Origin of the sequence: Kordiimonas lipolytica (genome assembly GCF_042651265.1) — a bacterium.
GTDB lineage: Bacteria > Pseudomonadota > Alphaproteobacteria > Sphingomonadales > Kordiimonadaceae > Kordiimonas > Kordiimonas lipolytica.
Genome location: NZ_JBHSCR010000014.1, coordinates 196,527 through 221,108, shown reverse-complemented (window position 1 = coordinate 221,108; position 24,582 = coordinate 196,527). Strand labels below are relative to the sequence as shown.

The 24,582-nt window shown below is 57.6% G+C and carries 28 protein-coding genes; 13 read left to right on the top strand and 15 right to left on the bottom strand.

What is annotated here, in order from left to right:
- Positions 1 to 7: 7 nt before the first annotated feature.
- Entirely contained in the window at positions 8 to 1,279 is a 1,272-nt protein-coding gene (lysA, locus tag ACFO5Q_RS13605) for a diaminopimelate decarboxylase (RefSeq protein WP_068143520.1), read from the top strand.
- On the opposite strand, the gene ACFO5Q_RS13600 is transcribed toward lysA, so the two are convergent.
- Genes ACFO5Q_RS13600 through ACFO5Q_RS13590 form a run of 3 tightly spaced genes read right to left on the bottom strand, consistent with a single transcriptional unit; the run spans position 1,219 to position 3,460 of the window.
- Entirely contained in the window at positions 1,219 to 1,686 is a 468-nt protein-coding gene (locus tag ACFO5Q_RS13600; RefSeq protein WP_068143518.1) for a response regulator, read from the bottom strand. The genes lysA and ACFO5Q_RS13600 overlap by 61 nt on opposite strands.
- 54 nt (positions 1,687 to 1,740) lie before the next feature.
- Positions 1,741 to 2,295 carry a phosphoribosyltransferase gene (locus ACFO5Q_RS13595; RefSeq protein ID WP_068143516.1) on the bottom strand — a complete coding sequence of 185 codons (555 nt, stop codon included), beginning with the start codon at positions 2,293 to 2,295 and terminating at the stop codon, positions 1,741 to 1,743.
- Between the two features lie 28 nt (positions 2,296 to 2,323).
- Positions 2,324 to 3,460 carry a zinc-ribbon domain-containing protein gene (locus tag ACFO5Q_RS13590; protein WP_068143515.1) on the bottom strand — a complete coding sequence of 379 codons (1,137 nt, stop codon included), beginning with the start codon at positions 3,458 to 3,460 and terminating at the stop codon, positions 2,324 to 2,326.
- Between the two features lie 252 nt (positions 3,461 to 3,712).
- On the opposite strand from ACFO5Q_RS13590, the gene ftsE reads away from it, so the two are divergent.
- The 5 genes from ftsE to ACFO5Q_RS13565 all read left to right on the top strand — a co-directional run bounded on the left by ftsE (position 3,713) and on the right by ACFO5Q_RS13565 (position 7,862).
- Positions 3,713 to 4,399, top strand: coding sequence for a cell division ATP-binding protein FtsE (ftsE, locus tag ACFO5Q_RS13585; protein ID WP_068143513.1), 687 nt, complete (start codon positions 3,713 to 3,715; stop codon positions 4,397 to 4,399).
- A 2-nt stretch (positions 4,400 to 4,401) separates the two neighbouring features.
- Complete coding sequence (locus tag ACFO5Q_RS13580; protein WP_068143510.1) at positions 4,402 to 5,280, top strand: cell division protein FtsX; 879 nt, start codon at positions 4,402 to 4,404, stop codon at positions 5,278 to 5,280.
- Positions 5,281 to 5,289: 9 nt separating this feature from the next.
- Positions 5,290 to 5,904, top strand: coding sequence for a YdcF family protein (locus ACFO5Q_RS13575; RefSeq protein ID WP_068143509.1), 615 nt, complete (start codon positions 5,290 to 5,292; stop codon positions 5,902 to 5,904).
- 2 nt (positions 5,905 to 5,906) lie between these two features.
- A complete protein-coding gene (locus ACFO5Q_RS13570; RefSeq protein ID WP_068143507.1) occupies positions 5,907 to 6,857 on the top strand; it encodes a DUF2125 domain-containing protein in 951 nt (316 codons plus the stop codon).
- Positions 6,858 to 6,995: 138 nt separating this feature from the next.
- Positions 6,996 to 7,862 (top strand): SDR family oxidoreductase, encoded by an 867-nt coding sequence (locus ACFO5Q_RS13565; RefSeq protein ID WP_068143506.1) that lies wholly within the window; start codon positions 6,996 to 6,998, stop codon positions 7,860 to 7,862.
- A 40-nt stretch (positions 7,863 to 7,902) separates the two neighbouring features.
- On the opposite strand, the gene ACFO5Q_RS13560 is transcribed toward ACFO5Q_RS13565, so the two are convergent.
- Together ACFO5Q_RS13560 and hisC are read right to left on the bottom strand one after the other, a co-directional pair.
- Positions 7,903 to 8,826, bottom strand: coding sequence for a prephenate/arogenate dehydrogenase family protein (locus ACFO5Q_RS13560; RefSeq protein WP_068143503.1), 924 nt, complete (start codon positions 8,824 to 8,826; stop codon positions 7,903 to 7,905).
- Positions 8,823 to 9,929 (bottom strand): histidinol-phosphate transaminase, encoded by a 1,107-nt coding sequence (gene hisC / locus ACFO5Q_RS13555; RefSeq protein WP_068143501.1) that lies wholly within the window; start codon positions 9,927 to 9,929, stop codon positions 8,823 to 8,825. Before hisC ends, ACFO5Q_RS13560 begins: the two co-directional genes overlap by 4 nt.
- 214 nt (positions 9,930 to 10,143) lie before the next feature.
- Here hisC and metX point away from each other — a divergent pair, with 214 nt between their 5' ends.
- The 5 genes from metX to ACFO5Q_RS13530 all read left to right on the top strand — a co-directional run bounded on the left by metX (position 10,144) and on the right by ACFO5Q_RS13530 (position 15,264).
- Entirely contained in the window at positions 10,144 to 11,304 is a 1,161-nt protein-coding gene (gene metX / locus ACFO5Q_RS13550) for a homoserine O-acetyltransferase MetX (protein WP_068143499.1), read from the top strand.
- Complete coding sequence (gene metW / locus ACFO5Q_RS13545) at positions 11,297 to 11,896, top strand: methionine biosynthesis protein MetW (RefSeq protein ID WP_082719648.1); 600 nt, start codon at positions 11,297 to 11,299, stop codon at positions 11,894 to 11,896. Before metX ends, metW begins: the two co-directional genes overlap by 8 nt.
- A 104-nt stretch (positions 11,897 to 12,000) precedes the next feature.
- Positions 12,001 to 12,870, top strand: a complete 870-nt coding sequence (locus tag ACFO5Q_RS13540) for a helix-turn-helix transcriptional regulator (protein ID WP_380084383.1) — start codon at positions 12,001 to 12,003, stop codon at positions 12,868 to 12,870.
- Between the two features lie 136 nt (positions 12,871 to 13,006).
- Positions 13,007 to 14,194 (top strand): flagellin, encoded by a 1,188-nt coding sequence (locus ACFO5Q_RS13535; RefSeq protein WP_068143494.1) that lies wholly within the window; start codon positions 13,007 to 13,009, stop codon positions 14,192 to 14,194.
- A gap of 248 nt (positions 14,195 to 14,442) precedes the next feature.
- Positions 14,443 to 15,264 carry a flagellin gene (locus ACFO5Q_RS13530; protein WP_068143492.1) on the top strand — a complete coding sequence of 274 codons (822 nt, stop codon included), beginning with the start codon at positions 14,443 to 14,445 and terminating at the stop codon, positions 15,262 to 15,264.
- Positions 15,265 to 15,333: 69 nt separating this feature from the next.
- Here the strand turns inward: ACFO5Q_RS13530 and ACFO5Q_RS13525 are convergent, their stop codons facing one another.
- From ACFO5Q_RS13525 to ACFO5Q_RS13500, 6 genes are all read right to left on the bottom strand, one after another.
- On the bottom strand, positions 15,334 to 15,837 hold the full coding sequence (locus tag ACFO5Q_RS13525; protein WP_197420912.1) for a hypothetical protein: 504 nt from the start codon (positions 15,835 to 15,837) through the stop codon (positions 15,334 to 15,336).
- Complete coding sequence (rraA, locus tag ACFO5Q_RS13520; RefSeq protein ID WP_068143490.1) at positions 15,838 to 16,344, bottom strand: ribonuclease E activity regulator RraA; 507 nt, start codon at positions 16,342 to 16,344, stop codon at positions 15,838 to 15,840.
- A gap of 5 nt (positions 16,345 to 16,349) precedes the next feature.
- The gene (locus ACFO5Q_RS13515) at positions 16,350 to 16,562 is read right to left on the bottom strand and encodes an SMc00767 family acetate metabolism repressor (protein ID WP_068143488.1); all 213 of its coding nucleotides are present in this window, start codon (positions 16,560 to 16,562) and stop codon (positions 16,350 to 16,352) included.
- 158 nt (positions 16,563 to 16,720) lie between these two features.
- Positions 16,721 to 17,443 carry a class I SAM-dependent methyltransferase gene (locus tag ACFO5Q_RS13510; RefSeq protein WP_068143486.1) on the bottom strand — a complete coding sequence of 241 codons (723 nt, stop codon included), beginning with the start codon at positions 17,441 to 17,443 and terminating at the stop codon, positions 16,721 to 16,723.
- Positions 17,433 to 18,704: an alpha/beta fold hydrolase gene (locus ACFO5Q_RS13505; RefSeq protein WP_068143485.1), complete on the bottom strand. Its 1,272-nt coding sequence runs from the start codon at positions 18,702 to 18,704 to the stop codon at positions 17,433 to 17,435. The genes ACFO5Q_RS13510 and ACFO5Q_RS13505 overlap by 11 nt, the downstream gene beginning before the upstream one ends.
- Positions 18,701 to 18,865, bottom strand: a complete 165-nt coding sequence (locus tag ACFO5Q_RS13500; protein ID WP_156431843.1) for a hypothetical protein — start codon at positions 18,863 to 18,865, stop codon at positions 18,701 to 18,703. The genes ACFO5Q_RS13505 and ACFO5Q_RS13500 overlap by 4 nt, the downstream gene beginning before the upstream one ends.
- Before the next feature lie 186 nt (positions 18,866 to 19,051).
- Here ACFO5Q_RS13500 and phaR point away from each other — a divergent pair, with 186 nt between their 5' ends.
- Positions 19,052 to 19,645, top strand: coding sequence for a polyhydroxyalkanoate synthesis repressor PhaR (gene phaR, locus ACFO5Q_RS13495; protein ID WP_068144066.1), 594 nt, complete (start codon positions 19,052 to 19,054; stop codon positions 19,643 to 19,645).
- 134 nt (positions 19,646 to 19,779) lie between these two features.
- Positions 19,780 to 20,982 carry an MFS transporter gene (locus ACFO5Q_RS13490; protein ID WP_068143481.1) on the top strand — a complete coding sequence of 401 codons (1,203 nt, stop codon included), beginning with the start codon at positions 19,780 to 19,782 and terminating at the stop codon, positions 20,980 to 20,982.
- Here the strand turns inward: ACFO5Q_RS13490 and ACFO5Q_RS13485 are convergent.
- Genes ACFO5Q_RS13485 through ACFO5Q_RS13470 form a run of 4 tightly spaced genes read right to left on the bottom strand, consistent with a single transcriptional unit; the run spans position 20,979 to position 24,534 of the window.
- Complete coding sequence (locus ACFO5Q_RS13485; protein ID WP_068143478.1) at positions 20,979 to 21,614, bottom strand: ABC-type transport auxiliary lipoprotein family protein; 636 nt, start codon at positions 21,612 to 21,614, stop codon at positions 20,979 to 20,981. The genes ACFO5Q_RS13490 and ACFO5Q_RS13485 overlap by 4 nt on opposite strands.
- Entirely contained in the window at positions 21,611 to 22,582 is a 972-nt protein-coding gene (locus ACFO5Q_RS13480) for an MlaD family protein (RefSeq protein WP_068143477.1), read from the bottom strand. Before ACFO5Q_RS13480 ends, ACFO5Q_RS13485 begins: the two co-directional genes overlap by 4 nt.
- A gap of 32 nt (positions 22,583 to 22,614) precedes the next feature.
- A complete protein-coding gene (locus ACFO5Q_RS13475; protein WP_068143474.1) occupies positions 22,615 to 23,391 on the bottom strand; it encodes an ABC transporter ATP-binding protein in 777 nt (258 codons plus the stop codon).
- A 3-nt stretch (positions 23,392 to 23,394) separates the two neighbouring features.
- Complete coding sequence (locus ACFO5Q_RS13470; RefSeq protein ID WP_068143472.1) at positions 23,395 to 24,534, bottom strand: ABC transporter permease; 1,140 nt, start codon at positions 24,532 to 24,534, stop codon at positions 23,395 to 23,397.
- Between the last annotated feature and the right edge of the window lie 48 nt (positions 24,535 to 24,582).

Sequence of the window (24,582 nt, the reverse complement as noted above, 5' to 3'; positions counted from 1 at the left end):
TTTATCCATGGATCATTTCCATTACCAAAATGGCCAACTGATGGCTGAAGATGTGCCCCTGAGCAGGATTGCTGCAGAGGTTGGAACCCCTGTTTATGTTTACTCGCGCGCGACACTTGAGCGGCACTACCGCGTTTTCTCCGACGCCTTCGAGGGCCTCGATGCGCTGGTGTGCTTTGCCGTGAAGGCAAACAGCAATATCGCTGTGCTGCGCATATTGGCAAAGGCCGGTGCGGGCGCGGACGTGGTCAGCCTGGGTGAGCTTCAGCGTGCGCTCAAGGCTGGCATTCCGGCCTCGAAGATTGCTTTCGCCGGCGTCGGCAAAACCCGCGCAGAAATGGCAGCAGCGCTTGAGGCAGGCATCATGCAGTTCAACGCCGAAAGCGAAGCGGAGCTTGAGGTGCTGAATGAGGTTGCGGCCAGCATGGGCAAGGTTGCCCCGATTTCCATCCGCGTAAACCCGGATGTGGACGCCAAGACCCACGCCAAAATCTCCACCGGTAAATCGGAAAACAAGTTTGGCATCGCCTGGCAGAAAGTGGACGACGTCTATGCCCGGATTGGCGAACTTTCGAACCTGAAGGCTGTGGGCGTAGACCTGCACATTGGCTCCCAACTCACGGATCTCGAACCCTTCCGCCTGGCGTTCGAGCGCGTTGTCGGCCTGGTGCGCGAGTTGCGCGCCAAAGGCCATGACATCCGCCATATCGACCTGGGTGGCGGCCTGGGCATCCCCTACGACCCAGACGCCGAGGCACCACCCGCGCCCGCGGACTATGGCGCTATGATCAAGGATGTACTGGGGGATATGGATTGCAGCATCATCCTGGAACCCGGCCGCCTGATCGCCGGGAACGCGGGGCTTTTGCTCACGGAAATGCTGTATGAAAAACAGGGCGAAAACCGCACTTTCTATATCCTTGATGCGGCTATGAATGACCTTTCCCGCCCCGCCATGTATGACGCCTATCACGCCATCGTGCCGGTAGAGGAACCAAAATCAGGAGACACCCTGAGGGCCGATTTCGTTGGGCCGATCTGCGAAAGCAGTGACGTATTCACAAAGCAGCGGATCACTGCCCCCCTGAAAGCAGGGGACCTGGTGGCGATCAAATCCGCCGGCGCGTACGGCGCGGTGATGGCGTCAACCTACAACAGCCGCCCCCTTGTACCAGAAGTGCTGGTGGACGGTGACAGATATTCGGTGGTCAGGAAACGTCAGTCGCTTGAAGACTTGCTGTCGCTTGACGACGTGCCGTCCTGGCTCTCGGACGACTGAGCCGCAATGGGGGCGCCTGCCGCCTCCATCTCCGCCTGGCGGGCCCGTGCAGCCTTCAGGGCATTGCCAACTTCCGCAAGCAGTTGCTCCATGGTGAAAGGCTTGGAAAGAAGCCCTTCGATCAACAGCGACAGATTATGAGCACGCTGGCGCTCGTTGGCGTAGCCGGTCATCAGAATGATCGGCACATGGGGCCTTGATGCCCGCACCTTGAGCGCAAGCGAAATACCGTCCATCACAGGCATCGCGATATCTGAAATCAGTAGGTCAAAATGGTGGGCATTCATCTGCTCCACAGCTTCAGCGCCGTCATGAGCGGTCAGAAGACTGTGGCCATGCATCGAAAGGACGCGACATACAAAGTCGCGAACCGCTTCATCATCTTCAACTACCAATACCCGTGCCAAGGGGACACCCTTCCTAAAAAACGGAAGACACCTAATTAATGCATCTTCGCCGATCTATGCCCGGCCCATTTTGCCTATAAAGGGCAATTCCCGGTATCGGTATGCAATGTCCATTCCATATCCGATGACAAAAACATCGGGGCACTCAAAACCTATGAAATCCGGCCTAATACTAGTTGGATTATTACCACTTTTATCAAGAAGCACAACGCTGGTCACTGTTTCTGCACCCAGGGATAGAAAATATTCTCGCATGGCGCTCAAAGTCCTGCCTTGTTCGAATATATCATCAATTATAAGAACATCACGGCCTTTTACCGGCAATTCTGTGGTGGCCTTCAGTTCCAGGGTCGATTTTTGCCTATTCTTGATCACATGGATGAAATCCATCTCCATCACACAGCCGCGCATAGACATGGCGCGGCTCAGGTCCGCGCCGAACATCATGGCCCCGTTCATCGCTACCTGGGCCACGGGTTCAGTATCAAACCAGCGGGTCAGCCTGCCAGCTAATTCATCCACCTTGTTGACGATTTCATCTGCAGTGAAGATGGGCTCTATGCCGACATGTGCATCGCCGGCTTTATTCCAATCGAAGAAGTAATCCATTGTCGCCCCCTCTCCCCCATTTCATGCGTCAACCAGTACTGCGCACCACGCGCGACCGGGTCCCTTCCAGCACCTTTACAGACACATTCGCAGCCCCCGGCGGCACGGGATAGATGCTAGTCTCGAAATCGATCCGTGCGCCCCGCCGGATGGCAAAGCCCTCCGGGTCGGTGATCACAGTCTCAAGCACATTGCCGCTGCGGTCCAGCACATCCACGCGTACCTGCGGTACAGATGCCGTTCGTCCAAATTCCGTGGCACTTGGGTTTTCAACGAACCCCCGCACCATAAGAACCGGGTTACCGTCCACGGTCTCAACCCGCGTCCGGTCATTATAGAGCTTTGCCGTCAGGTAGATCTCGCGTTCGGTCAGGGGCGTCGTCAGCGGTTCACCATCTTCCGGACGGAATCGTTCAACGTCGCTTGCACCTTCAAAAATCTCATAGAAACCAACCATGCCCGGGAAGGTTTTCACCACTGTATCCTGCATGAACACCAGTCCACCCAGAATTGTCAGCCACATAACGACAAGAAGCGCCCACCCGACAACCAGAAGCTGGCGCTTCCGGGCTTGGGCCTTGCGTTCTGCCTCCCGGCGCTGCTCGGCGCGGCGACGGGCGACAAAATCACCTGCATCATAATCTTCTTCACTATCGTCATCGCCGCCCTCATGGTCGTCATCGTCATCCAGGCTAAACTCAGTACCCATATGTTCCTTGGCCACAGCGCCAACACCGAAGTCGTCACCGTCAAACTCCGACGAACCGTGGTCAGTCGCGCCATGATCCTCGTCAAATTCGTCACCCGGCGCCGCGACTTTCGGTTCAGGTGCGCCGTCCTCATCGAACATATCGCGATCTTCATCCGCAAGCGGTGGCGGCGCAGGCGAGGCAGCATCATCAAATCCCTGGACAGATTGCCGAATGGCCGAAGCACGCGCAGCGGCGCCGGCGTCAATTTCTTCAGGAGGCGGAAACGCAGCGCTTGGCGCAGACTGAGGTCGTGGCGGCGGCGCAGCGGCGGCAGCCAGTGCCTTGACGATCTGCTGGGGTACAGCGTGCCAGCTGTGCTTGCATTTGGCACAGCGAACCTTGCGACCGGAGGCCGGGATGGCCCCGTCCGGAATCTTGAACTTTGCATCACATGCAGGACAAACAAGGATCATTTAAACGCCCGAACTTTCTCACCAAAGACCCGCAATGATAGGCCCCACCCGATAAAATAAGTGTTAACACTATAGGAAAACTGCCTCATAACACAAGCACTTGCATGGCATGGGCGATCCAAGAGCTTCTCTTGGCTGACATCCCGACATCATGGTTAACACGGGGCAACATTATCAGCCAGCTGTGCACCATGCCACTGGACGCAAAAGCCCCTATATGCAATTCTGCGCGCAACTTGGCGGGAGCACCAGATGATAACCTTCGAAAATGTCGGCATGCGGTACGGAATGGGCGCTGAAGTCCTTCGGGATGTCAGCTTTTCACTCGATCGCGGGTCCTTTCATTTTCTGGTTGGCCCTTCGGGTGCCGGCAAGACAACACTTTTGAAGCTGCTGTATCTGGCGCATCGGCCATCTCGCGGGCTGATCAATTTTTTCGGCCGTGATTTGATGACGCTTGAGCGTGACGCGCTGCCTCGCATGCGCCGCCGTATCGGCGTGGTGTTCCAGGATTTCCGGCTGTTCGAGCATATGAGCGCGTTTGAAAATGTCGCCCTGCCGCTTCGCATCCAAGGGGCCAAAAAGGCCCAGGTCGCCGACCATGTGGAAGAACTTCTGTGCTGGGTTGGGCTGGAGGACCGCATGCATGCGCGCCCCGCGACCCTTTCGGGCGGGGAAAAGCAGCGGGTCGCGATTGCCCGCGCCATCATCAATAAGCCTGACCTTCTGGTGGCGGACGAACCCACAGGTAACGTGGACCCCGAGATGTCGCGCCGCCTGATGCATCTTTTTGTCGCCCTCAACAAGGAAGGCACCACCACCGTGGTGGCAACCCACGATGAAGGACTGGTGAAATCTATCGGTGCACCGATCCTGAAACTCGACAAAGGCGATCTGGAGCACGTCCCGGGCGGCACACCAATCGATCCGGGAGCATGAGCATGTGGGGCCGGACACTTCAATTTCTGCCTAAGCAGCACCAGCGGGAAGGCCTGCTGCCGTGGGTGATCGGCGTGATGCTGTTTTTGTGCACGCTGGCGCTCGCAAGCGGCCTTGCCCTTGGCAAGGGCATCGAGCAATGGAGCGCGGGCCTGAGCAGTAACCTGACTGTTCAGATTGTGGTTGAGGATGAAGCTGAGCGCGCCAGGCAAACCGAAGACGCGCTCACGCTTCTCAGGGCCACGCCGGGCATCACATCAGCCTATGTGCTGGCGGAAGCAGATGTGCTGGAGCTTCTGTCCCCGTGGCTTGGGGATGTGCCGTTTGATGCGGGCCTGCCGCTGCCTACCCTGATCGATGTGTCACTTTCATCACCTGATGCGGTTCATATCGGGGGCCTCAAGGAACGGCTGGCCACAGCCGCACCGGGCGCGCAGCTTGACGACCACCAGGAATGGATGAGCCAGGTGCTAAACCTTGCATCGGCCGTGCAGTTGGTGCTGGCGGGCATCGTGGTCATGGTTGTGCTGTCCACCGTGGCGATCGTTATTTTTGGCTGTCGCGCGGGCCTTGCCACCCACCGGGAAAGCATTGAGATCATGCACCTGATGGGCGCCGAAGATGCCATGATTTCCAAGGCCTTTGACGAGCGTTATATGGCGCACGGCCTTAAGGGCGGCCTTGTGGGTGTGCTGCTGGCGGCGGGCACACTGTATCTGATCAACTATCTGGCGGGTGAAATGGGCCAGGGGCTAATCACAGCCACCCTGCCCGACAATGCCAACCTTAGTTGGCTTGCCTTGCTGCCACTGTTTTCTGCACTCATCACCATGGTCACAGCCCGCATTACCGTGCGGCGGGCGCTGGCGCAAATGATGTAGCGGCACACCATGGCAAGAAACAGAAAATCAGTCGCGCGCCTCCTGATCAAGGCACCTGTCTATCTGGTTGCCGCCTGGCTTCTCGGGTTCGGCTTTTTCGTCCTGACACTGCCAAAAGCGATACCCGACGGCATGACCCCGAAAAGCGACGGCATTATTGTGCTGACAGGCGGGGCCGGACGGCTGGAAGCTGGTCTTAAGCTGCTGGAAGCCAAGGTAGCTGACCGCATGTTGATTTCAGGCGTTAATCCGGTGGTAGAACCCCATGAGCTGAGCGCGTTGACCGGCGCGGAAGAGGCGCTTTTCACCTGCTGTGTGGACCTCGACCGGGCCGCGCCCAACACCGCGGGCAACGCCACCGAAAGCAACCTGTGGACACAAACCCACGGCTACCAGACACTGGTGCTTGTCACTGCAGATTATCACATGCCCAGAAGCCTGATCCTGTTCAGGCGTGCCATGCCGAACGCCACCATTTTCGCCTACCCGGTCAAAGGCGAATGGCCGATGCTGTATCTTGCAAATGAATATAACAAATATGTATTTACGCTGATCGGAGAAGCCTTCAAACCCGCGCCGGGTGATGCGGGCAAGCAAGCCAAATCAGCGACAGGGACCCTTTGACCATGACCAAGATTCGCACCTTTGCCGGGCTGTTGATTGTCGCCGCCATTATCTATTCTGGCCTTTGGTACACCAGCAGCTTCCAGGCCCGAAAAGACACCGAAGCCATGCTCGGCGGCTGGCGTGACAAAGGATTGAAGGTGGAGCACGGCAAGGTGAAGCTGTCCGGCTTTCCCTACCGCATCGTGATCACGGTGGATGGGCTGCAGGTTCAGACCCGCGGGCCTGGGCTGGATTTTGGCGCCGAAAGCGTGACGCTGGTGAGCCACCTCTGGACGCCCGGCCACTGGGTGGCCGAAGCCACCAATGTGCGCGTTCAGGCCGCGGGTGAAGCCCTTGCCTTCACCGACGGCAGCATGCGCGGCAGCTACCGCATCCACGACGACGGCAAGGCGGTGATCGCAATTGATTCCGGCAATATGGCAGACTTCAGCCTGATGAAAGCCCCAGGACTGGAGGGGCCAAAACGCCTCAAGGGATGGCAGTTGTTCCTGCGGTCCGACACAGCGCATCATGAACCTGAAAACGGCCTCTATGAAGACCGCTTTCTGGATTTCAAGCTGACCGTTGACACCGGTGCCACGCAGATTGAAACGTCCGGCGGTATCATGGGGCCCATCGTCAAAGGCTGGACTGCCCGCGACCTTGGCGCCTGGCGCGACGCAGGTGGCCTTCTGGAGCTGGACGCCATCAAGCTGGATGCAGGCGGCGGGCGCCTTGGCGGCAACGCCAGCCTGACACTCGATGAAGACTTCCGCCCGCTGGGCAGTGCCACCTTCAGGGTCTTGGGCCGCGATGCCATCGCCGCCACCCTCAAAGACATGGGGCTTGAGAATGCTGCGAGCGCCATCGCCCGCGCCGGTGAAGACGACCTGTCTGTCATGCTGCAAATGGGCAGCCTGACACTGGAGGGTGAGCCTGTCATGCCTTTGAAGCCGCTTCTCGAGGACTAAGCCCCCTAAGCCCCCATCTAAGCCATCAGGCCCCAAAAATAATTCTGCCTTTTCCGCTGCCCATAGCGCCAAACGCGCTATTATCAGGGCAAGGAAGGATGCGGGCCAATCGGTTTCGCGGGGAAAAGGAGGAATTTCATGAGCCTGAAGGGAAAAACCATTTTCATGAGCGGCGGCAGCCGCGGTATCGGGCTGGCGATCGCGCTTAGGGCAGCGAAGGACGGCGCCAATGTGGCCATCGGCGCCAAAACGGCAGAGCCGCACCCGAAGCTTGAAGGCACCATCTACACGGCGGCTGAGGCGATCGAGAAAGCGGGCGGCAAGGCGCTGCCGCTTCTGTGTGACATCCGCTTCGAAGAACAGGTGGATGAGGCGGTCGCCAAAACGGTCGAGGCCTTCGGCGGCATCGACATCTGCGTCAACAACGCGTCTGCCATTTCGCTCACGAACACACAGATGACAGACATGAAGCGCTATGACCTGATGAACAACATCAACACGCGCGGCACGTTCCTTGTGTCCAAGAAGTGCATCCCGCACCTTTTGAAGTCTGATAACCCGCACATCCTGACGCTGTCGCCACCGCTGGATATGAACCCGCGCTGGTTCGCGCCCCACGTGGCCTATTCCATCGCCAAATACGGTATGAGCCTGTGCACATTAGGCATGGCCGCTGAGTTCAAGGCGGCAGGCATTGCTGTGAACAGCCTGTGGCCCTTCACCGCGATCGACACGGCGGCGATCCGGAATGTGATCGGCGACGGTGAGATGGCCAGGCAGAGCCGCACGCCCGAGATCATGGCGGATGCGGCCTTTGCTATCCTGACGCGCCATTCGAAAGAGTGTTCAGGCAACTTCTTCATTGATGAAGAAGTGTTGCGCGCAGAGGGCATGACCGACTTCACCAAGTACGCGCCGCACGCCAAAGGACCACTGGTGCCCGATTTCTTCGTGCCCGACGAGGTGGTCGAGCGCCTGCCTACCGAAGTGATGAAGGTCTGGTAACCAACACAAAAAAGGCCGGGTCTCCCCGGCCTTAATCTTTTTATTCCTCGTGGTGACGACCGAAATCGGCGGCTTCCTCGTCCTGGCCGGCGTCAATGATGCGGCGGCGGATGTCACGGGTGCGGGTAAACAGGTCAAAGAGCGCGTCGCCGTCACCCCACCTGATCGCCCGCTGAAGCGCCGTAAGGTCTTCACTGAAGCGGCCCAGCATCTCAAGCACCGCATCCTTGTTATTCAGGAACACATCGCGCCACATGGTGGGATCACTGGCGGCGATACGGGTGAAATCCCGAAAGCCGCCCGCAGAATATTTGATCACTTCCGAGCGTGTCACTTCTTCAAGGTCGCTGGCCGTACCCACAATATTGTAGGCAATCAGGTGCGGTACGTGGCTGGTGATCGCCAGCACCAGGTCATGGTGCTGGGCGGTCATGATCTCAACCTTACTGCCCATGGCTTCCCATAGCTTGGTGAGTTTCTCAAGCGCACCTTCGTCAACGCCTTGAGGCGGCGTGATGATGCACCAGCGGCCGTCAAAAAGGCTGGCGAACCCCGCCGATGGGCCTGATTGCTCGGTCCCCGCCACAGGGTGGCCGGGGATAAGATGCACATTCCCAGGCAGCAGCGGTTCAAGTGCCTTGAACACGCCTTCCTTGACCGACCCCACGTCCGTGACAATGGCGCCAGCCTTGAGCACAGGTGCGATCGTAACGCCCACGGACGCCATTGCCCCAACGGGAACAGCAATGACCACCAGATCGGCATCCTGCGCGGCCTCGCGCGCGTTCACTGTGAACTCGTGCGCGAAGCCCAGTTTTTCGGCCTCACTCAGGACCGCCTCATCGCGGTCAGATACCACAAGCGTACCGGCGGCCCCAGCGCGCATGACGGCGCGGGCCACGGATGATCCGATCAGCCCCGCACCAATAATGGCGATACGGTCAAAGTGAACTTTATCCGTCATGCCTGCGCCTCATCTGGTGAGCCGTTCATGAAGCCGCGGATGAGCGATATGATCCCCCGGTTCTGGGTTTCCGTGCCGACAGAAATCCTGAGGTGATTGGGCAACACACCAAATTTGCGCACGATATAGCCATGCTTCATCAGGTAGTCGTTGCACTCAGCCGCCGTGAAGGGGCTTTCATCCGGGAAGCCCACCAGCACGAAGTTGGTCTGGCTTTTCACCACATCGAGGCCAATGGCCGTGAGTTCCGCCGTCAACCAGTCGCGCCACTGGGCGGTGAAGGAAACGACCTCATCCAGATATGCCTGGTCCTTAACGGCCGCGAGCGCGGCGTCGTGGCCTGGGTTCGACACATTGAAAGGCATACGCCAGCGGTTGATCACATCAATCACCCCATCGGGCGCATACATCCAACCAACCCGCAGGCCCGCCAACGCGTACAGTTTTGAGAACGTGCGCGTCATCACCACATTATCGAACTTGTCCACCAGTTCTTCACCGGCTTCATAGTCGCCCGCTGTGACACACTCGGCATAGGCGGCGTCCAGCACCAGCAATACATGGTCCGGCAGGCCTTGATGCAGGCGCTCAACCTCAGACCACGGCAGGTAGGCGCCTGTGGGGTTATTGGGGTTGTCGACAATCACAAGCTTGGTCTTGTCGGTGACCGCGGCCAGCATGCCGTCCACGTCTGCGGCCCAGTCCTTATTCGGCACCGGCACCAGCGTTGCGCCGGCGGCCTGCGCCTGAATGGGGTATACTGAAAAGCCGAGCTCTGAAAAGATCACTTCGTCGCCCACACCTGCATAGGAATGGATAAGAAGCGTCAGAAGCTCGTCAGAGCCAGTGCCGCACAAAATGCGCTCTGCCTTCAGGCCATGCACCTTGGCGATGGCCTCGATCAGGTCATGGGAAGCCGGGTCTGGATAGCGCATCACGCCGCCTGCTGACGCCTTGATGACCTCCACAGCCTTGGGGCTTGGCCCCAGCGCGGATTCGTTTGCCGACATCTTCACCGGATTCTTGACGCCTTCAGCCTTCGCCTTGCCAGGCACATAGGCCTCCAGGTCCATAATCCAGTCATGTGCTTTGGGCGCACCCATGAAAAACCTCCAAAAAGCCGGAAAATACCCGGAAAACCCTTAAGAAATACAAGAAAAAGGGATAAAGCGCCGCCCCCCTAAAGGCAAAGGAAACTTTCCTAATCTCACGGGTAAGTTTTAGGGCGATTGACATAAGGGCCTGCGCCCGCTTTTCTGTGCATCCACAAGGCCCGGGCAAAACCAGCCCTTGGCTCAAAGGATTTGGACAGGTTTCGTGACACCAACCGCTGGCAAAACCGCAACGCTTTTCACCGACAAGCCGCTTGAGCTTGACGGCGGAGCTGTGCTGTCGCCTGTGACAGTGGGGTACGAGACCTATGGCACGCTGAACGACGCGGGCACCAACGCCGTGCTGATCTGTCACGCGCTGACCGGTGACCAGTATGTGGCCTCGACCCACCCGATCACCGGCAAGCCAGGCTGGTGGGAACGGCTCGTGGGCCCCGGTAAGCTGATCGATACCGACCGGTATTTCGTTGTGTGCTCCAATGTGCTCGGGAGCTGCCTTGGCACCACCGGCCCCTGGCAGGACAATCCGGAAACCGGCAAGCCCTGGGGCACCAGCTTCCCGGTGATCACAGTGCGCGATATGGTGCGTGTGCAGGCCGGGCTTGTGGCGCACTTAGGCATCGACAAGCTGATGATGATCATTGGTGGGTCCATGGGCGGGATGCAGGTTCAGGAATGGCTGACCACCTACCCGGAAAAGCTGCACAGCGCCGTAATGCTGGCAACCGCCCCGCGCCACACAGCCCAGAACATTGCCTTCCATGAAGTGGGGCGGCAGGCCATCATGGCCGACCCGGACTGGCGCGATGGGCGCTATTATGACCATGACGTCAAACCCGCCAAGGGCCTGTCTGTCGCACGCATGACGGCGCATATCACCTATCTGTCGGAAGACGCGCTAACAGCCAAATTCGGCCGCAACCTGCAGAACCGCGAGGAAGTCACCTTCGGGTTTGAGGCGGATTTCCAGGTAGAAAGCTACCTGAGGCACCAGGGCTCCAGCTTTGTCGACCGGTTCGATGCCAACAGCTATCTCTATATCACCCGTGCGATGGACTATCTGGATATTGCCGCGCGCCACGGTGGACGGCTGGCGGATGCCTTTAAGGCCGCGGCCCATGTGCGCTGCTGCGTGATCAGCTTCACCTCAGACTGGCTCTATCCAACGGTTGAGAACAAGTCGATTGTGCATGCGCTCAACGCAGCGGGCGTACCGGTAAGCTTCGCCGAAATCGAAAGCCCCTTTGGCCACGACGCCTTCCTCCTGGACGTGCCGGAGATGGACCATATGCTGACGGGCTTCGTGAAGGCCGCGGCGAAAACCAACGGGCTGACGGTCAGCGAACAGGAGGCGGATGATGCATAACCTCAGACCCGACCTGAAGTTGATCGCCGAACTCATCGAGCCCGGCAGTCGCGTTCTGGACGTAGGCTGCGGCGACGGCGAGCTACTGGATTATCTTGTGCACAAACAGGGTGTCGACGGCCGCGGGATTGAGATCAGCCAGGCTGGCGTGAATGAATGCGTCGCCAAGGGGCTGTTCGTGATTCAGGGCGACGCCGACAACGACCTGAAGGAATATCCGGACCAGAGCTTTGATTATGTGGTGCTGTCCAAAACCCTGCAGGCTGTGTATCGGCCCCAGCTAGTGCTTCGGGAACTGCTGCGCATCGGCAAGCGCGCCGTTGTCACCATCCCTAATTTCGGTCAGTGGAAAGTGCGCATGAGCCTGGTTGGACGGGGCCGCATGCCGGTGACCAAGGCGCTCGACAAAACATGGTATAACACGGACAACATCCACTTCTGTACCATTCTCGACCTATTTGACCTGATCGAGGAAGAAGGCATCCGCGTTCGGGAATTTGTCCCCCACAAGGCGGACGGCACGCCGCTGAAGTATGGCCGCACCCGTGCCAACTGGGCTGCCGACCAGGCACTGTTCCTGCTGGAAAAGTAAACCCACCGCTCTAGTCTCTCCTAAACTGGCACTGCCTTTGCTTTGCTTTTTCGGAGATATCGGCACCAGGTGGAGAAATCTTGACCCAACTCGATCAGGAAATCATGCAGACCGAGCATTCAGCTTCTAACTCCATGCAGAAAAAGGACTTTTCTGCATATGCTAGCTTGCACCAAGTCCACTGCTTCCAGAACTTTGCTGCCGTGACGCTGAATGTTAATGGGCAAGATTTTCATGTCCGTCAGGCACAGCCCCTGGTATCAAGCGGTCGTGGCTTGATATTGACCACCTTGCGGCGCGGTGAAACAACCATCCTGAGCGCCGGCCAGAAAGAAATACTGAAACCAGCCGACTTCGCTATTATTCCGCTGGGTGCGGACGTGACCTTCAGAGGTGCGGATTGCGAGCTCGACTGTCTGGTTATCGACGAGCAACTAAAGCCCCTCCTGCCCACTGGCCTTAGTGACGAGGCACCCATTATTCTTTCTGCGCTCTTGCCCGCAACTAGCCTTCTCTATCAACAGTTCATCTGTTTCCGCACCTACACGAACCTTATGCAGGGGGAAGACGTTGAGGAACTGCTGCCGCCCCTGTTGATGATGCTGAATACTATTTTCAAGCGCCATGCAGGCAATGAGGGCTCAACCGGCGACAGCCAACTGGACAAGGTTTGTATCTTCATCAACAAAAATTTGCTGGACCCAGACCTGGACCCAGATATGGTCGCGAAACACTTGGGCCTGTCCCGCGCACGCCTGTACCGCTTGGCCGAGCCACTGGGTGGCATTGGGAAATATATCCGCACCAAACGCCTGCAACTGGCCCATGAAAAATTGCGGCATGGAGGTAACGAGGCCGGCTCCATCTCCAATCTGGCTTTTGATCTGGGCTTCGGCACAGAAACCGCATTCCGACGTGCCTTTAAGGAAGCCTTCGGCATGACGCCATCGGAATTGCGAAATCTAAAAAGATAAAATCTGAGACAAATTGACTCTAGTTTGAGACGCAAAGGCGGGACTCACACCCACTGTTCACGTTATTGATGTCGATAGTGCACAAAAGGTGCGCGCCGCTCAGAACGGGCGAAAACATTTAATGTGGGCATAGAAGATGTCTTTCAGTGTGAACACAAATGCGGGCGCTTTTGCCGCCCTTCAAAATCTGGGTGCCAGCACCAAGCTGCTGGAAATGACCCAGTCGCGTGTAAACACGGGGCTCAAAGTCGCCAGTGCCCGAGACTCCGCAGCCATTTATTCCATCGCCCAAAACATGCGCGGCAATGTGTCCGGGCTGAATGCTGTCCAAAGCTCGCTCGACCGGGCTATGTCCGAAACCGATATCGCCCTCGCTGCCGCAGAATCCGTTTCCGATCTCCTGATCGAAATGCGGGAACTTGCCGTGGCCGGTTCCGACGCAGGTCTGGACGCCGATAGCCGCACTGCCATGAGCCAGAAATATACTGAGCTCAGGGACCAGATCGAATCCATCGTGAGCAATGCGACCTTCAACGGGCGCAATGTGGTTGACGGTACCAATTCCATCACCGCCATCACGGACGACAGCGGATCAAGCACGATCAGTTCTGCTGCCAGCGACCTGACACTGGGCACCTTGGGCCTCACCGACTCCAACTTGGTTGGCTCCACTGTATCTGTTACCGGCACGCCTGTGGCGCTGGCGGGTGTAACCATTAGTGCCGGCACTGATGCCGAATTCCGGGCAGCGCTTGTCAATCTGCAGAACGACAATGGCGGCAATTTGAACGGCGAAACGATCGATCCCTCCACCGGCGTCACCACAGATGCCAACTACACATTCCCGGTCAGCAACGACTTCCAGCAGGGCGTTGCAGCAGCACTCGGCATCAGCGCGTCCGAGATTAACGGCACCACGGTCGATGGCTTTGCCTTCGCCCCCAATGTTGACGCCGGCAGTAACCTCTATCTGGTTCGAAACGGAGCGTCCTCATACCTTGTAAACGGCAACCCTGCAGCAGGCGAAGACCCGTCATCACCGGCTGCATCGCAAACAGCCGTAACCTCCATTGATGCAGCCATTGAAGCCGTCAACCAGACGCTCTCGAACCTTGGCGCCACGTCACAGAGGCTTGATATCCAGAAACAATTCACCAGCCAGCTGTCAGACGGCCTTGAAGTGGGCATCGGCAACCTGGTGGACGCGGACATGGCGCGCGAGAGCGCAAACCTGACCGCCTACCAGACCAGGCAGCAACTGGGCCTTCAGGCGCTTTCGATCGCCAACCAAGCGCCATCGAGCGTCCTGTCGCTGTTCAGGTAAAAATCGAATTCGATAAGAATACTATCTGAGAGTACTCGACCGTTGTCCCTTAATCAGGCAACGGTCGTTTTTTTGAAGTTCCGGCAGTCAAACCGTTGGCCAACCAAGGAAAACTGCAGCCAATAGATAAAATTTTAACTAACAGAGTCGACTCGAGGCACACCTTAAGGTAGGATAAAAGCTGGCTCAAAAGGAGTCAGGGTTTCGATGGGCCCATGAATACAGAACCGTATTGCAGGACATAGAATATGTCATTCTCAGTTAACACCAACGCTGGTGCGTTCGCGGCATTGCAAAATTTGAATGCCACCCAAGGCGCTTTGGACCAGACCCAATCCCGCATCAATACCGGCCTTAAAGTCGCGTCCGCCAAGGATAATGCGGCGATATATTCTATTGCTCAGTCCATGAGAGGCGATCTTGCTGAACTGCGTGCTGTCCAGGACAGCTTGAATCGCGGCGGTCAGATACTTGATGTCGCGATGGCGGCTGGCGAATCAATCTCGGATCTCTTGATTGAAATGAAGGAAAAAGCGGTTGCGGCACGGGACACATCTCTGGATGCAACATCACGATCCGCGCTTGCAGAAGAGTTTCTGGAACTCAGGAACCAGATCAACGCCATTGCGTTGAATGCGGAATTTGACGGCGTTAACCTCGTTATGCAAACCAGCACAGATACCACGGTTCTTTCCGGCAAGAATGGCGCAACAATTACCATGGCGGCTCATCCAATCGAGGCCATCGTCCTGCAGTTTGGCCAACCAGACGCCAACCTTGACAGTGCCTCAAACGCTGCAGCGAGTGTGGGCTATCTGGAGGATGGCATAGATCTGGTCAACCAAGCACTGTCGGACTTTGGCGCCACGGCTAAAAGGATCGACAGACTCATTGAATTCAACAGCAAGCTCAGCGACGGGATCGAGACTGGGATCGGCAACCTGGTGGACGCGGACATGGCCAAGGAAAGCGCGAACTTGCAGGCCTTCCAGACCAAACAGCAGCTCGGCCTTCAGGCGCTCGGCATTGCCAACCAGGCACCACAGGCTGTGCTGTCCCTGTTCAGGTAAAACGGAATTCAGAAAAAATACTATCTGAGAGCACTCGGCCACTGACCCCATGCGGGCGGTGGCCGTTTTTTAGTAGGAAACTTCAAGCAGCCGAAGCGTGACATCTTCAACTGACGGTATGTCCCAGATGTCATCTTTCAATTGAAACAACCAACCATTTGCGTGCGAAGAATAGCGAGAATGGGCAATGACGACATCATATGGGATGAGTGCCGCCCTAAAGACCGAATAATCCTCACGGAAAATGACACCAGCAAGACAGTCGAAATGCTTCTTATCCAATTCGCGAATGAAGCTAAGTTGGCGTGATTTATTATGACGAGTTGGACGGCGCCCCTTGATTTGAAAAGTACGATCTTTGGCATCAAAGGCATCAATCGCCTTCTGAGAGTTCGGTGCTTGAGACCATCCAAAGGCGTTAACGAATAGAAATTCTGCCAAATCGCCAACAGGGTTGTTTGAGCTTCTTAAAATTTCACGCCTTCGAAGTTCTTCCGTGATTTGTGCATGCAACGTCAGCAAATTGCTCGCAGGCAATTGACTGAGGTCGATATGCGGATCAGAGGAAGCCACCTACAAACTCGGGAGTTCCTTGGCGATCACCACACCGTCGGCATCCGCGATGACCCAGTCGCCCGGGTGGATGGGCACACCGGAAATGGCGATTTCCACATTCACATCGCCCCGGTCCAGCTTTTCGGATTTCCTGGGGCAGCTTCTGAGCGCCTTGATGCCCACGTCTTCGCCCAGCAATTCGTGCCGGTCACGGACACAGCCATATATCACCACGCCAGCCCAGCCATTTTTGGCCGCCAATGCCGCAAGGTTCCCACCCAGAAGTGCCACACGGGTAGAAGCATCGCCGTCCACCACCAACACCCGGCCTTCGCCCTTGCCTTCAAGAAGCGCACGCACCTTGGTATTGTCATCCAGCGTGCGAAGGGTAACGGCAGGCCCGGCGAAATCCACGCGCCCGCCGAAATCCTGAAAGTCAACGGGGAGCACAGAGACGGCGCGGCCCATGGCGTCGCACACGTCCGCTGTCGCCAGTTTTGGCGTGACAATCTCCCCGTTTGGCATGAGCCCTAGTCCTGCTTGTGAATGATCGGCACCAGCATATCGCCCCAGGCGCCTTCTTCATTGTGGTAGCGGGAAGCACGCATCAGCTCGACCGTGACACCCTTGCCCACGGCGGAGATAACAGCATCGTTCAGGCGGTGCAGGGCGTTTGCTACCTGACGGATCGCCATTTCCTTGCTTTCTTCCATCGTCGAATCTTTAGGGGTCTCGTTCGTCATATTGCTCTCCACTAGCTTGACGTTTCGAATAATTTTATGACCCAAACAATATTGTCTGCGCAATAATAATACAAGACCAGAAATCTGAAGAATTTTCGCTCGCCTCGCTGGAAAAGGCTTGGTGGTGCTCTATGGTCACAGGGTTGTTCGTACAGATATCATGAACCGGTCAGAGCCGGCATGATTGCCGCTTTGCGGGCACTTTTGGGTAAAGTGCCATAAACCTGCTTGCGAGCCGAGACAATCAGCGCCCCTCCCAGGTTCTTGCCCAGAAAGCCAATGGGGCGTTCGCCGTATCTCAGGAGCTTCGAAGCCATCGGGCGAATGAAGGGCGGCATCATCAGCGCCGTGTCCCAGCCATCCACCGGCAGCATCTGTTCTTCCAGAAGCGACGACAACTGGCCTTTCGAATAAGGCCTGCCGTGACCAAAAGGTGTGCCCTCATAGGCTGCCCAGCTGCGCATGCGATTGGGCACCACGGCGATCATCTGGCCGCCCGGTGCCAGCACCCGCCAGATTTCGCGCAGGAGATTTACCGGCCTGTTGGCATGCTCCAGCGCATGCACCAGAATGATCCGGTCAACGGAACTGTCAGCAAGCGGCAGATGATATTCCTCGACCAAGGCGGTCCGGCTGCCCAAATGCGCGGGCCAATGGCAGACACCCTGCTGCGCGGGCATGAAAGCCAGAAAGCGGCCACCGGCCCTGCCTTCTGCCCTGGCAATCAGGTCAAGGTACGGCAGGGTAAAGCCAAAACCGATGGTGACACCATCGGTTGGCGGTGCTGTCAGGCGCATCAGCTTCGCGGTAATAATCGGACAGGTGGCGCGGCCGATCGCGCTTGCATAGAAACGGTATAATTTCAGAACATCAGGCCGCATGGTCAGTCTCCAGCCACTTGAGAAGTGGTTCCCAAAGCCCCGTCCGCGCCTTTGACCCGACCATCATACCGATATGCCCGGCGCCCGGGTCGTGCACGGTGGCATTCGGCAGGCCTTTCAGCATGGAATAGGCGCTTTCCTGCGGCACGAGCCGGTCCTCCTCAGGCGCGGCGATCCAGACCGGGCATGTGACATCCTCAAGCCGCACGGGCGCGCCGTCCACATACCATTCTTCCCGGCCTGTGGTATTGTCCCGGTACCAGCCGACCATGGCTTCATCCGCCACCCGGCGCGGCAGCGGCGCGCCGGTATTGACCCAGGTCTCAAGCGCGACAAAAAACTCGGCGGCTTCGGAAGATGGGTCCATGGTGGCAAACTTCCGGAACTTGCGATCATTGAGCGTGGGGTCCACGCTTGTGAAAAACGTCTGCACCGCATCCACCGGAAGCGGCATGTTGGTAGGTAGTTTGGCCAGCGCCTCCACCATCACTGGCGCATATTTCTTACCCGCATGAGGCTTTTTGGTATCGAAATCCCACGGCGCGGCCACAAGGGCAAGCTTTGACACCATATCACCCGCGCGCGCGGCCAAAGCGGTTGTCAGCGTCCCGCCCATGCAGTAGCCAAGCACAGGAACCGGGGCGCCAGCCACGCCCGCCACATGATCCAGAAACGGCTTCAACCGCTTCATTACATAATCGCCAATACCAAAGCCCAGCTCTTCCTCGCCCGGCTCGTACCAGTGCACCAGATAGGGCCTGTAACCATGCCCTTTCAGGAATTCAACCAGGCTACGGCCCGGCATCAGATCCAGCACATAATGCGGGTTGATCAGGCTGGGCACCAGCAGGATCGGTTTGCCCCTGTTTCCTGATTGAGGCGCGCCAAAATCAAGCAATCGGCAATTGCCAATACGCACTGCCTCAGCCGCCTTGCTTTCCGGACGACGGTAAGGATGCGCCAGATATTTGGCGATACCCGCCAGCATGGTATCGGCGCGGCCTGACGCCTTCCTTTCCACCGCGGTGAAAAAGCGCTGCCAGTCATCCTCAGAGCGCATCAAGCCCTTGAGCGCATCCAGGTTGTCGCGTACGCCAGTGTGCCATATGCCAGTGCCCGCACGGAGCCGCCTGGCACCCGCGCCAGCTTCGCGCCAGATCATCAAGCTGTTGGCAAGATGGAGCGACATAGGCCGGGGGCCGCGGATTTGTGCTTCCACATCTGCCATCCGGCTGGCGTGTTCTTTTGGCTGCGCGGTCATGGGTCTTCCCCCACACTTGGTGACCGTTCAAGCGGCACCTCAAGAAGCGCCGCAAGCTCGGCGTGCGGCAGCAGATCCTTCTCGGTTGCCCAAAGACGGATATTTTCCTGCCACAGGGTCAGGAACAGGTCGGCCGCTTGTTCAATATCTTCATCGCGCATGACAATTTCACTATAGGATGCCTGCATTTGGCGCAAAGTCATTTTCTTTGTGCATATGCACAATTTTCCTTGCGGCAGCGCACCAAATACCATTTAATTCGGCCAATTAATTAAAGAATTGCCGTGTTTTCGGATTTTTCGCACATGCGAGGAAGGGGTATCCGAAAAGGCAGGATGGGACAGAAGATGGCACGGAAAAAGCGCGATCAAGGCGAACCGATCATCATCAAAAAATACGCGAACCGGCGGCTTTATAACACTGAAACCTCTAGTTATGTGACGCTCGACCACCTGGCTGACATGATCAAGTCCGGCGAGGAATTTGTGGTGCGCGACGCCAAGTCGGGCGACGATATCACCCGCGCTGTCCTAACCCAGATTATCTTCGAGAAAGAGACCCGCGAAAAAAACATGCTGCCCATCGCCTTTCTCAGGCAGCTGATCAGCCTTTATGGCGACGGCCTTCAGGCCATGGTGCCAAGCTATCTGCAGAGCGCCATGGAAGTTCTGACCCGGCATCAGGAGCAGATCCGCTCCGCGTGCGGTGAAACAGTGGACAGCAGCAATTTCATGCCGATTTTCGAGGAGCTGACACGGCAGAACCTGGCGCTCTTTGAACAGAGCATGCGTGCCCTAACGGCAAGCGCCCAGACCACGCACGCACCTGCTGCAAAACCTGCAGAACAGGCACCCAAAGGCGGCGAGAAGGATCGGGAAATCGCAGACCTCCAGGCCCAACTGGCCGCCCTCAAGGAAAAAGTCGACGCGCTTTCGGACTAACGCGCTGATCGAATTAACGCGCAGGGCGCACGCTTCATCCCCATCTCGCAACTTCGTGATACACGAAGGCGAGAAAGTATGCTCAAGTGAGCGCCCCAATTTAAATGAAACTCCGCAGCGAGAGACCACCGGCAATGCCAGCCATCCTGTTCGCCATCTTTATCGACCTCCTGGGTTTCGGCATCATTGTGCCGATCCTGCCGTTTCTGGTTGGCCCCTATGCGGGCACCGTAACAGTTGGGGGCATGGTGCTGGATGAAGCGACCCTGGGGGCGGCGCTCTTTTCCATCTATTCGCTGACCGCTTTTGCCGCCGGCCCCTTGTGGGGGCGGCTGTCGGACCGCATCGGCAGGCGCCCTGCCCTTGCCGCAACTTTCATCGGCGCGATGGTTTCCTATGTCATCCTGGCGTTTTCAGACAGCCTTCTGATGCTTTTCCTGGCCCGCGCCTTCTCTGGCGCGATGGCCGGTAATGTAGGCATCGCCATGGCTGCCATGGCCGACCTGACCGATGAAAGCAACCGTGGCCGGGCCATGGGCCTGATCGGTGCTGTGTTCGGGCTGGGGTTCGCGTTCGGCCCGCTGGTAGGTGGGCAACTGAGCCACCTCAGTAGCGCGAGTGGCGGATCAGCCATTCTGTTGCCCGGCCTTGTGGCAGCCAGCCTATCGCTGATCGCCGCTTTCATGGCTTATCGTTTCATATCCGAAACGAATTCTGACGAGAGTGAGACAGAAACCAGCCACGTGTCAGTGCGTCCTCCCTGGTCCACCTTCCTTAAAACCCCGGCCCAGCTGGCGCTGTTTTCCATGTTTATCGTGACCTCCGCAGGGCAGATCATGGCCTTCACCATCATGCCCTTCTGGACCAAGGACCTCTTGTTCTGGAGCCAGCAGGAAGTCGGCAACCTGATGGGGGCCATCGGCCTGTGCATTGCTGCGATCCAGTCGCTGGCGACAGGGCCGCTGTTCAAAAGCATTGGTGAACTGAAATCGCTGGTGCTTGGTGGCAGCATCCATTTTATTGGCTGCCTGGTCATCATTTTCGGCACGCCGTCCTTCACTGTGGCGCTGATTGCCTTCCCGCTGATCATGAGCGGCATGACCATTTCATTCCCCGCACTCAACAGCCTGCTGTCGCGCCGCACGGACCGACACCACCAGGGCGCGGCCCTTGGACTTTCAAGCGGGATTTCGGCCCTTGGTCGGGTGGCAGGGCCGCTGGCCGCGGGCCTGCTGTATACAAAAGAAGCGCCAGAGCCGCTCTTTTACGCTATCGCGGTCACAAGCTGCCTGCTTTTGGCCTGGAGTTTCTGGGAACTCAGGAAACCTGCTGCCTAGCCCGCATCGCAAGCTTCATGGGCTTTGCCGAACCAACTGGCCGCATCCCCGGCCGCGTCACCCATGGCTTCATGGAAGGCTGCCATCACGGCATCCGTACCGCTACCGCGGGTACTCACTTGTTTCGCAATGGTCGGCATACCAAGGAGCTGGTTGTCCTTCAGGCGCACGAGCGTGAATTCCAAAACAACAGAGACCTTGTCGTCCGCAGCACGGGCGCCGGGAACAAAGTCCATTTCCCAGACCTTCAGACCCAGACGGCAGCTGGACTGGATATCCAGCCCACCATCGCCGACCATCCGGGCCTCTGAGCTTGCTGCAAGAGATCTCAACACATAGTCTCTGATCAAGTCCGCCAGAGGCGCCGACCAACGTACGCCGTCAATGGTTGAACGGCGGTTACCCGGCAGCGCAACCGCAACCTTGTCGCCCTTGAGGCTGTCTGCAACGGCGGGCTCATCAATGAATACAACAGGGCCCGACCCGCTTGCGGGATAGCTGCCCTGATAGCGAAGCGTATAAATCTCATCCGCCGGGCCTTCATCGCCGAAGGAGATAAGCGGCCCGCATGACGCCAAAAGGGCAGAAGCAGCGACAAGACCAAGCGCGTTTTTTCTAAAAAGCTGCCTCATTCTTTCGTCTCCTTCACCTTGCGGGCGTCAAGGTCGTATGTACTCTCTTTCGGGCCCAGAAGCGTTTCAGCCGGATTTTGCTCTATTTTCCTGACCAGCCGCGAAAGGCTGCGGGCTGTGCTTCGCAAGTCCATGATCATCCGGGTAACCTCAGGCAGGCTGCCCTGCACGAATTGCGTGACGCTGTCCTCATTGGCGGCTACCAGCGCATCGACACGTTCCAGCATCGCCTGCGCGGCGTTCATGGTTTCAATCGCCTCAGCCACAAGCCGTTCGCCGTCCTCAGCCAGCAGCTTGTTGCCACTGTCCGCGAGCGTGCCCAGCTTGGCAGCTGTTTCATTCACGCGGGCCATCACCTCGCGTACTTCAACCATCAAGGCATCCAGGTCTTCCGTGCCGTCTGCAATATTGCGGGTGGCCCGCTCGGTATTCTCCAGGATATTGCTGACCCGTTCCAAATTCTCTTCTGCCAGCATCTTCTTGACTTGGCCAACCGTCAGGATTGCCTCATTGATCAGGTTTGGTGCGGTCTCGAACACTTCCTGAATGGGCGAGGCCTCAGACCGGATCACAGGCCGTTCCTGCCCTGCCTTGGCCTTAAGGGGGGCGCTGCCCTGCGGGCTGCCCTTGATCTCGATATAGGCAACGCCGGTCAGCCCCTGAAACTCAAGCCGTGCGTAGGTTTCCTCATTGACCGGCACTTCGCTTCTGAGCCGCACGAGCACGCGAACCTTCTCACTATCGTGCGGAGCAAGCGTAATGTCCCGCACATCTCCAACCGGAATGCCCAGATAGTAAACGATACTGCGCTTATAAAGGCCGGACACGGAGCCATCGAAAAAGATGTCATATTCCTGATATTCGGCATCCAAATCGACCTTGGCGATCCAGATGGCAAAGGCGATCAGCCCGGCAAGGAACGCCAGAACAAAACTGCCAACCAATATATGCGATGCCCGTGTTTCCATAAGCCGTTGCCTGTCCTATCTCGTCTTTGGCACTAGTCTTTTGCGCCTGCGGCCCGCGCACGGGGACCGTGAAAATATTCCTGCACCCAAGGGTGATCAAACGCCATCACTTCCTCAAGCGGCGCGTTGATCAGGATTTTCTGATCCCCTAGCACCGCGATACGGTCGCATACTCTGACAAGTGTGTCGAGATCGTGGGTCACAAGAAAAACCGTAAGCCCCAGCGAGCGACAGAGTTCCTGTACCAGTTCATCAAACGCCGCTGCGCCGATAGGGTCGAGCCCGGCTGTGGGCTCATCGAGAAAAAGAAGGTCCGGATCGAGCGCCAATGAGCGCGCGAGTGCGGCGCGCTTGCGCATGCCGCCAGAAAGATCGCTGGGGAACTTGGCCGCCGCATCCAGCGACAAGCCTGCCATCTGCAACTTCGAAAGCGCCAAGTCCTTCATCAGGCTGTGGGACATGTGAAAATGTTCCCGAAGCGGCACCTGGATGTTTTGCGCCACCGTCAGCGATGAAAAGAGCGCCCCATCCTGAAACAAGACCCCCCAGTCCCGCCGGGAAAGCCTGTCTTCTTCATTGCTCATCGTGGCCCGGTCTTGACCATTGATCTCGATCGTGCCGCTCTGAGGTTTCAGAAGCCCGATAATGGCCTTCAGCAGCACTGACTTACCCGTGCCCGAGCCACCGACAACACCCAGAATTTCCCCGCGCCTGACATCCAGATTGAGACCGTCATGCACCACATGGGTGCCGAAGGCGGTCTTGAGGTCCCGCACCTTTACAACGATGTCCGGTTTCTTGTTAGCCACCGCCTATAGCCCCACACTGGTGAAAAAGATAGCGAACAGGGCATCAAGCACGATCACCAGGAAGATGGATTGCACCACGCTTCTGGTTGTGCGCATACCCAGCGCATCGGCGCTGCCATGTACCCTGAGGCCGTGGTAGCAGCCGGTTGTGGCGATAACTGCGGCAAAGAAAGGCGCCTTGATGATGCCAACCCAATAGTGGTCGATCGAGATCACTTCCCGGAAATAGGTCAGGAAATTGGCGGGCGTGATATCCAGCTGGATCCATGCCATCAACGCGCCGCCCGCGATCCCCACCACATCGGCATAGAATGCCAGAAGCGGCAGGCATACCGTCAGCGCCACAAGGCGCGGCAGCACCAGCACATCAATGGGTTCCATCCCCAGCGTCTTCATGGCGTCCACTTCTTCATGCAGCACCATCGATCCGATCTGGGCCGTGAAGGCGCTGCCGGACCGGCCCGCTATAATAATAGCGGTCAAAAGAATACCCAGTTCCCGCAGATGGCCAATGCCAAGCATGTCGATAACGAAAATATCGGCGCCGAACTTGGCCAGCTGGATAGCCCCCTGGTTCACCATCACGGCACCGATCAGGAAGGAAATCAGCCCCACGATTCCCATGGACTGCAGCCCCACCACTTCCATCTGGTGCACCACCGGCACCAGGCGAATACGCCCCAGGTCAAACAACGAGCCAAAAAGGCGCATCAGCACAAACCCAAGGAACCCCAGGAGCCGGGCTGACGACCGGAGCGCCGTCATGGTGGCTTCACCCGCCTGAAGGAGAGGCATCAGATACCAGGCGACATGATCGGGTTCTGTTTTGGCAGGCGGCGGGCAGCAGGAGATAACTTCCAAAAGGGTTTTGTGGGCCGCCAGAACGCCTGTGAGCACTGCGGCACCGGCATCCTCGATGGCGGCACAATAACGGCGGATCAGCACGGCACCCGTGGTATCAAGGCTTGTGATTTCCGAACAGTCGACAACGGCGCCCGCTTCACAGGCCGCCACAATGCCCGGCATGGCATTGTCGATATCGACAGCATTATCGATGATCCAGTCGCCGCGCAGGCGCACCAAGGCGCTGGGGCTGCCACTTTCCACCGTTACAAAGCCGTTACCTGTCCGGGCATCCGCCAATTTTTTGCCACTTCCCTCTTGATTTCAAAAACCCAAAACAGCAAATAG

Coding starts and splice junctions, on each gene's coding strand:
- lysA (WP_068143520.1), top strand. CDS start 8: ATGGATCATTTCCATTACCAAAATGGCCAACTGATGGCTGAAGATGTG.
- ACFO5Q_RS13595 (WP_068143516.1), bottom strand. CDS start 2,295: ATGGATTACTTCTTCGATTGGAATAAAGCCGGCGATGCACATGTCGGC.
- ACFO5Q_RS13590 (WP_068143515.1), bottom strand. CDS start 3,460: ATGATCCTTGTTTGTCCTGCATGTGATGCAAAGTTCAAGATTCCGGAC.
- ftsE (WP_068143513.1), top strand. CDS start 3,713: ATGATAACCTTCGAAAATGTCGGCATGCGGTACGGAATGGGCGCTGAA.
- ACFO5Q_RS13580 (WP_068143510.1), top strand. CDS start 4,402: ATGTGGGGCCGGACACTTCAATTTCTGCCTAAGCAGCACCAGCGGGAA.
- ACFO5Q_RS13575 (WP_068143509.1), top strand. CDS start 5,290: ATGGCAAGAAACAGAAAATCAGTCGCGCGCCTCCTGATCAAGGCACCT.
- ACFO5Q_RS13570 (WP_068143507.1), top strand. CDS start 5,907: ATGACCAAGATTCGCACCTTTGCCGGGCTGTTGATTGTCGCCGCCATT.
- ACFO5Q_RS13565 (WP_068143506.1), top strand. CDS start 6,996: ATGAGCCTGAAGGGAAAAACCATTTTCATGAGCGGCGGCAGCCGCGGT.
- ACFO5Q_RS13560 (WP_068143503.1), bottom strand. CDS start 8,826: ATGACGGATAAAGTTCACTTTGACCGTATCGCCATTATTGGTGCGGGG.
- hisC (WP_068143501.1), bottom strand. CDS start 9,929: ATGGGTGCGCCCAAAGCACATGACTGGATTATGGACCTGGAGGCCTAT.
- metW (WP_082719648.1), top strand. CDS start 11,297: ATGCATAACCTCAGACCCGACCTGAAGTTGATCGCCGAACTCATCGAG.
- ACFO5Q_RS13540 (WP_380084383.1), top strand. CDS start 12,001: ATGCAGACCGAGCATTCAGCTTCTAACTCCATGCAGAAAAAGGACTTT.
- ACFO5Q_RS13535 (WP_068143494.1), top strand. CDS start 13,007: ATGTCTTTCAGTGTGAACACAAATGCGGGCGCTTTTGCCGCCCTTCAA.
- ACFO5Q_RS13530 (WP_068143492.1), top strand. CDS start 14,443: ATGTCATTCTCAGTTAACACCAACGCTGGTGCGTTCGCGGCATTGCAA.
- rraA (WP_068143490.1), bottom strand. CDS start 16,344: ATGCCAAACGGGGAGATTGTCACGCCAAAACTGGCGACAGCGGACGTG.
- ACFO5Q_RS13515 (WP_068143488.1), bottom strand. CDS start 16,562: ATGACGAACGAGACCCCTAAAGATTCGACGATGGAAGAAAGCAAGGAA.
- ACFO5Q_RS13510 (WP_068143486.1), bottom strand. CDS start 17,443: ATGCGGCCTGATGTTCTGAAATTATACCGTTTCTATGCAAGCGCGATC.
- ACFO5Q_RS13505 (WP_068143485.1), bottom strand. CDS start 18,704: ATGACCGCGCAGCCAAAAGAACACGCCAGCCGGATGGCAGATGTGGAA.
- ACFO5Q_RS13500 (WP_156431843.1), bottom strand. CDS start 18,865: ATGCGCGATGAAGATATTGAACAAGCGGCCGACCTGTTCCTGACCCTG.
- phaR (WP_068144066.1), top strand. CDS start 19,052: ATGGCACGGAAAAAGCGCGATCAAGGCGAACCGATCATCATCAAAAAA.
- ACFO5Q_RS13490 (WP_068143481.1), top strand. CDS start 19,780: ATGCCAGCCATCCTGTTCGCCATCTTTATCGACCTCCTGGGTTTCGGC.
- ACFO5Q_RS13485 (WP_068143478.1), bottom strand. CDS start 21,614: ATGAGGCAGCTTTTTAGAAAAAACGCGCTTGGTCTTGTCGCTGCTTCT.
- ACFO5Q_RS13480 (WP_068143477.1), bottom strand. CDS start 22,582: ATGGAAACACGGGCATCGCATATATTGGTTGGCAGTTTTGTTCTGGCG.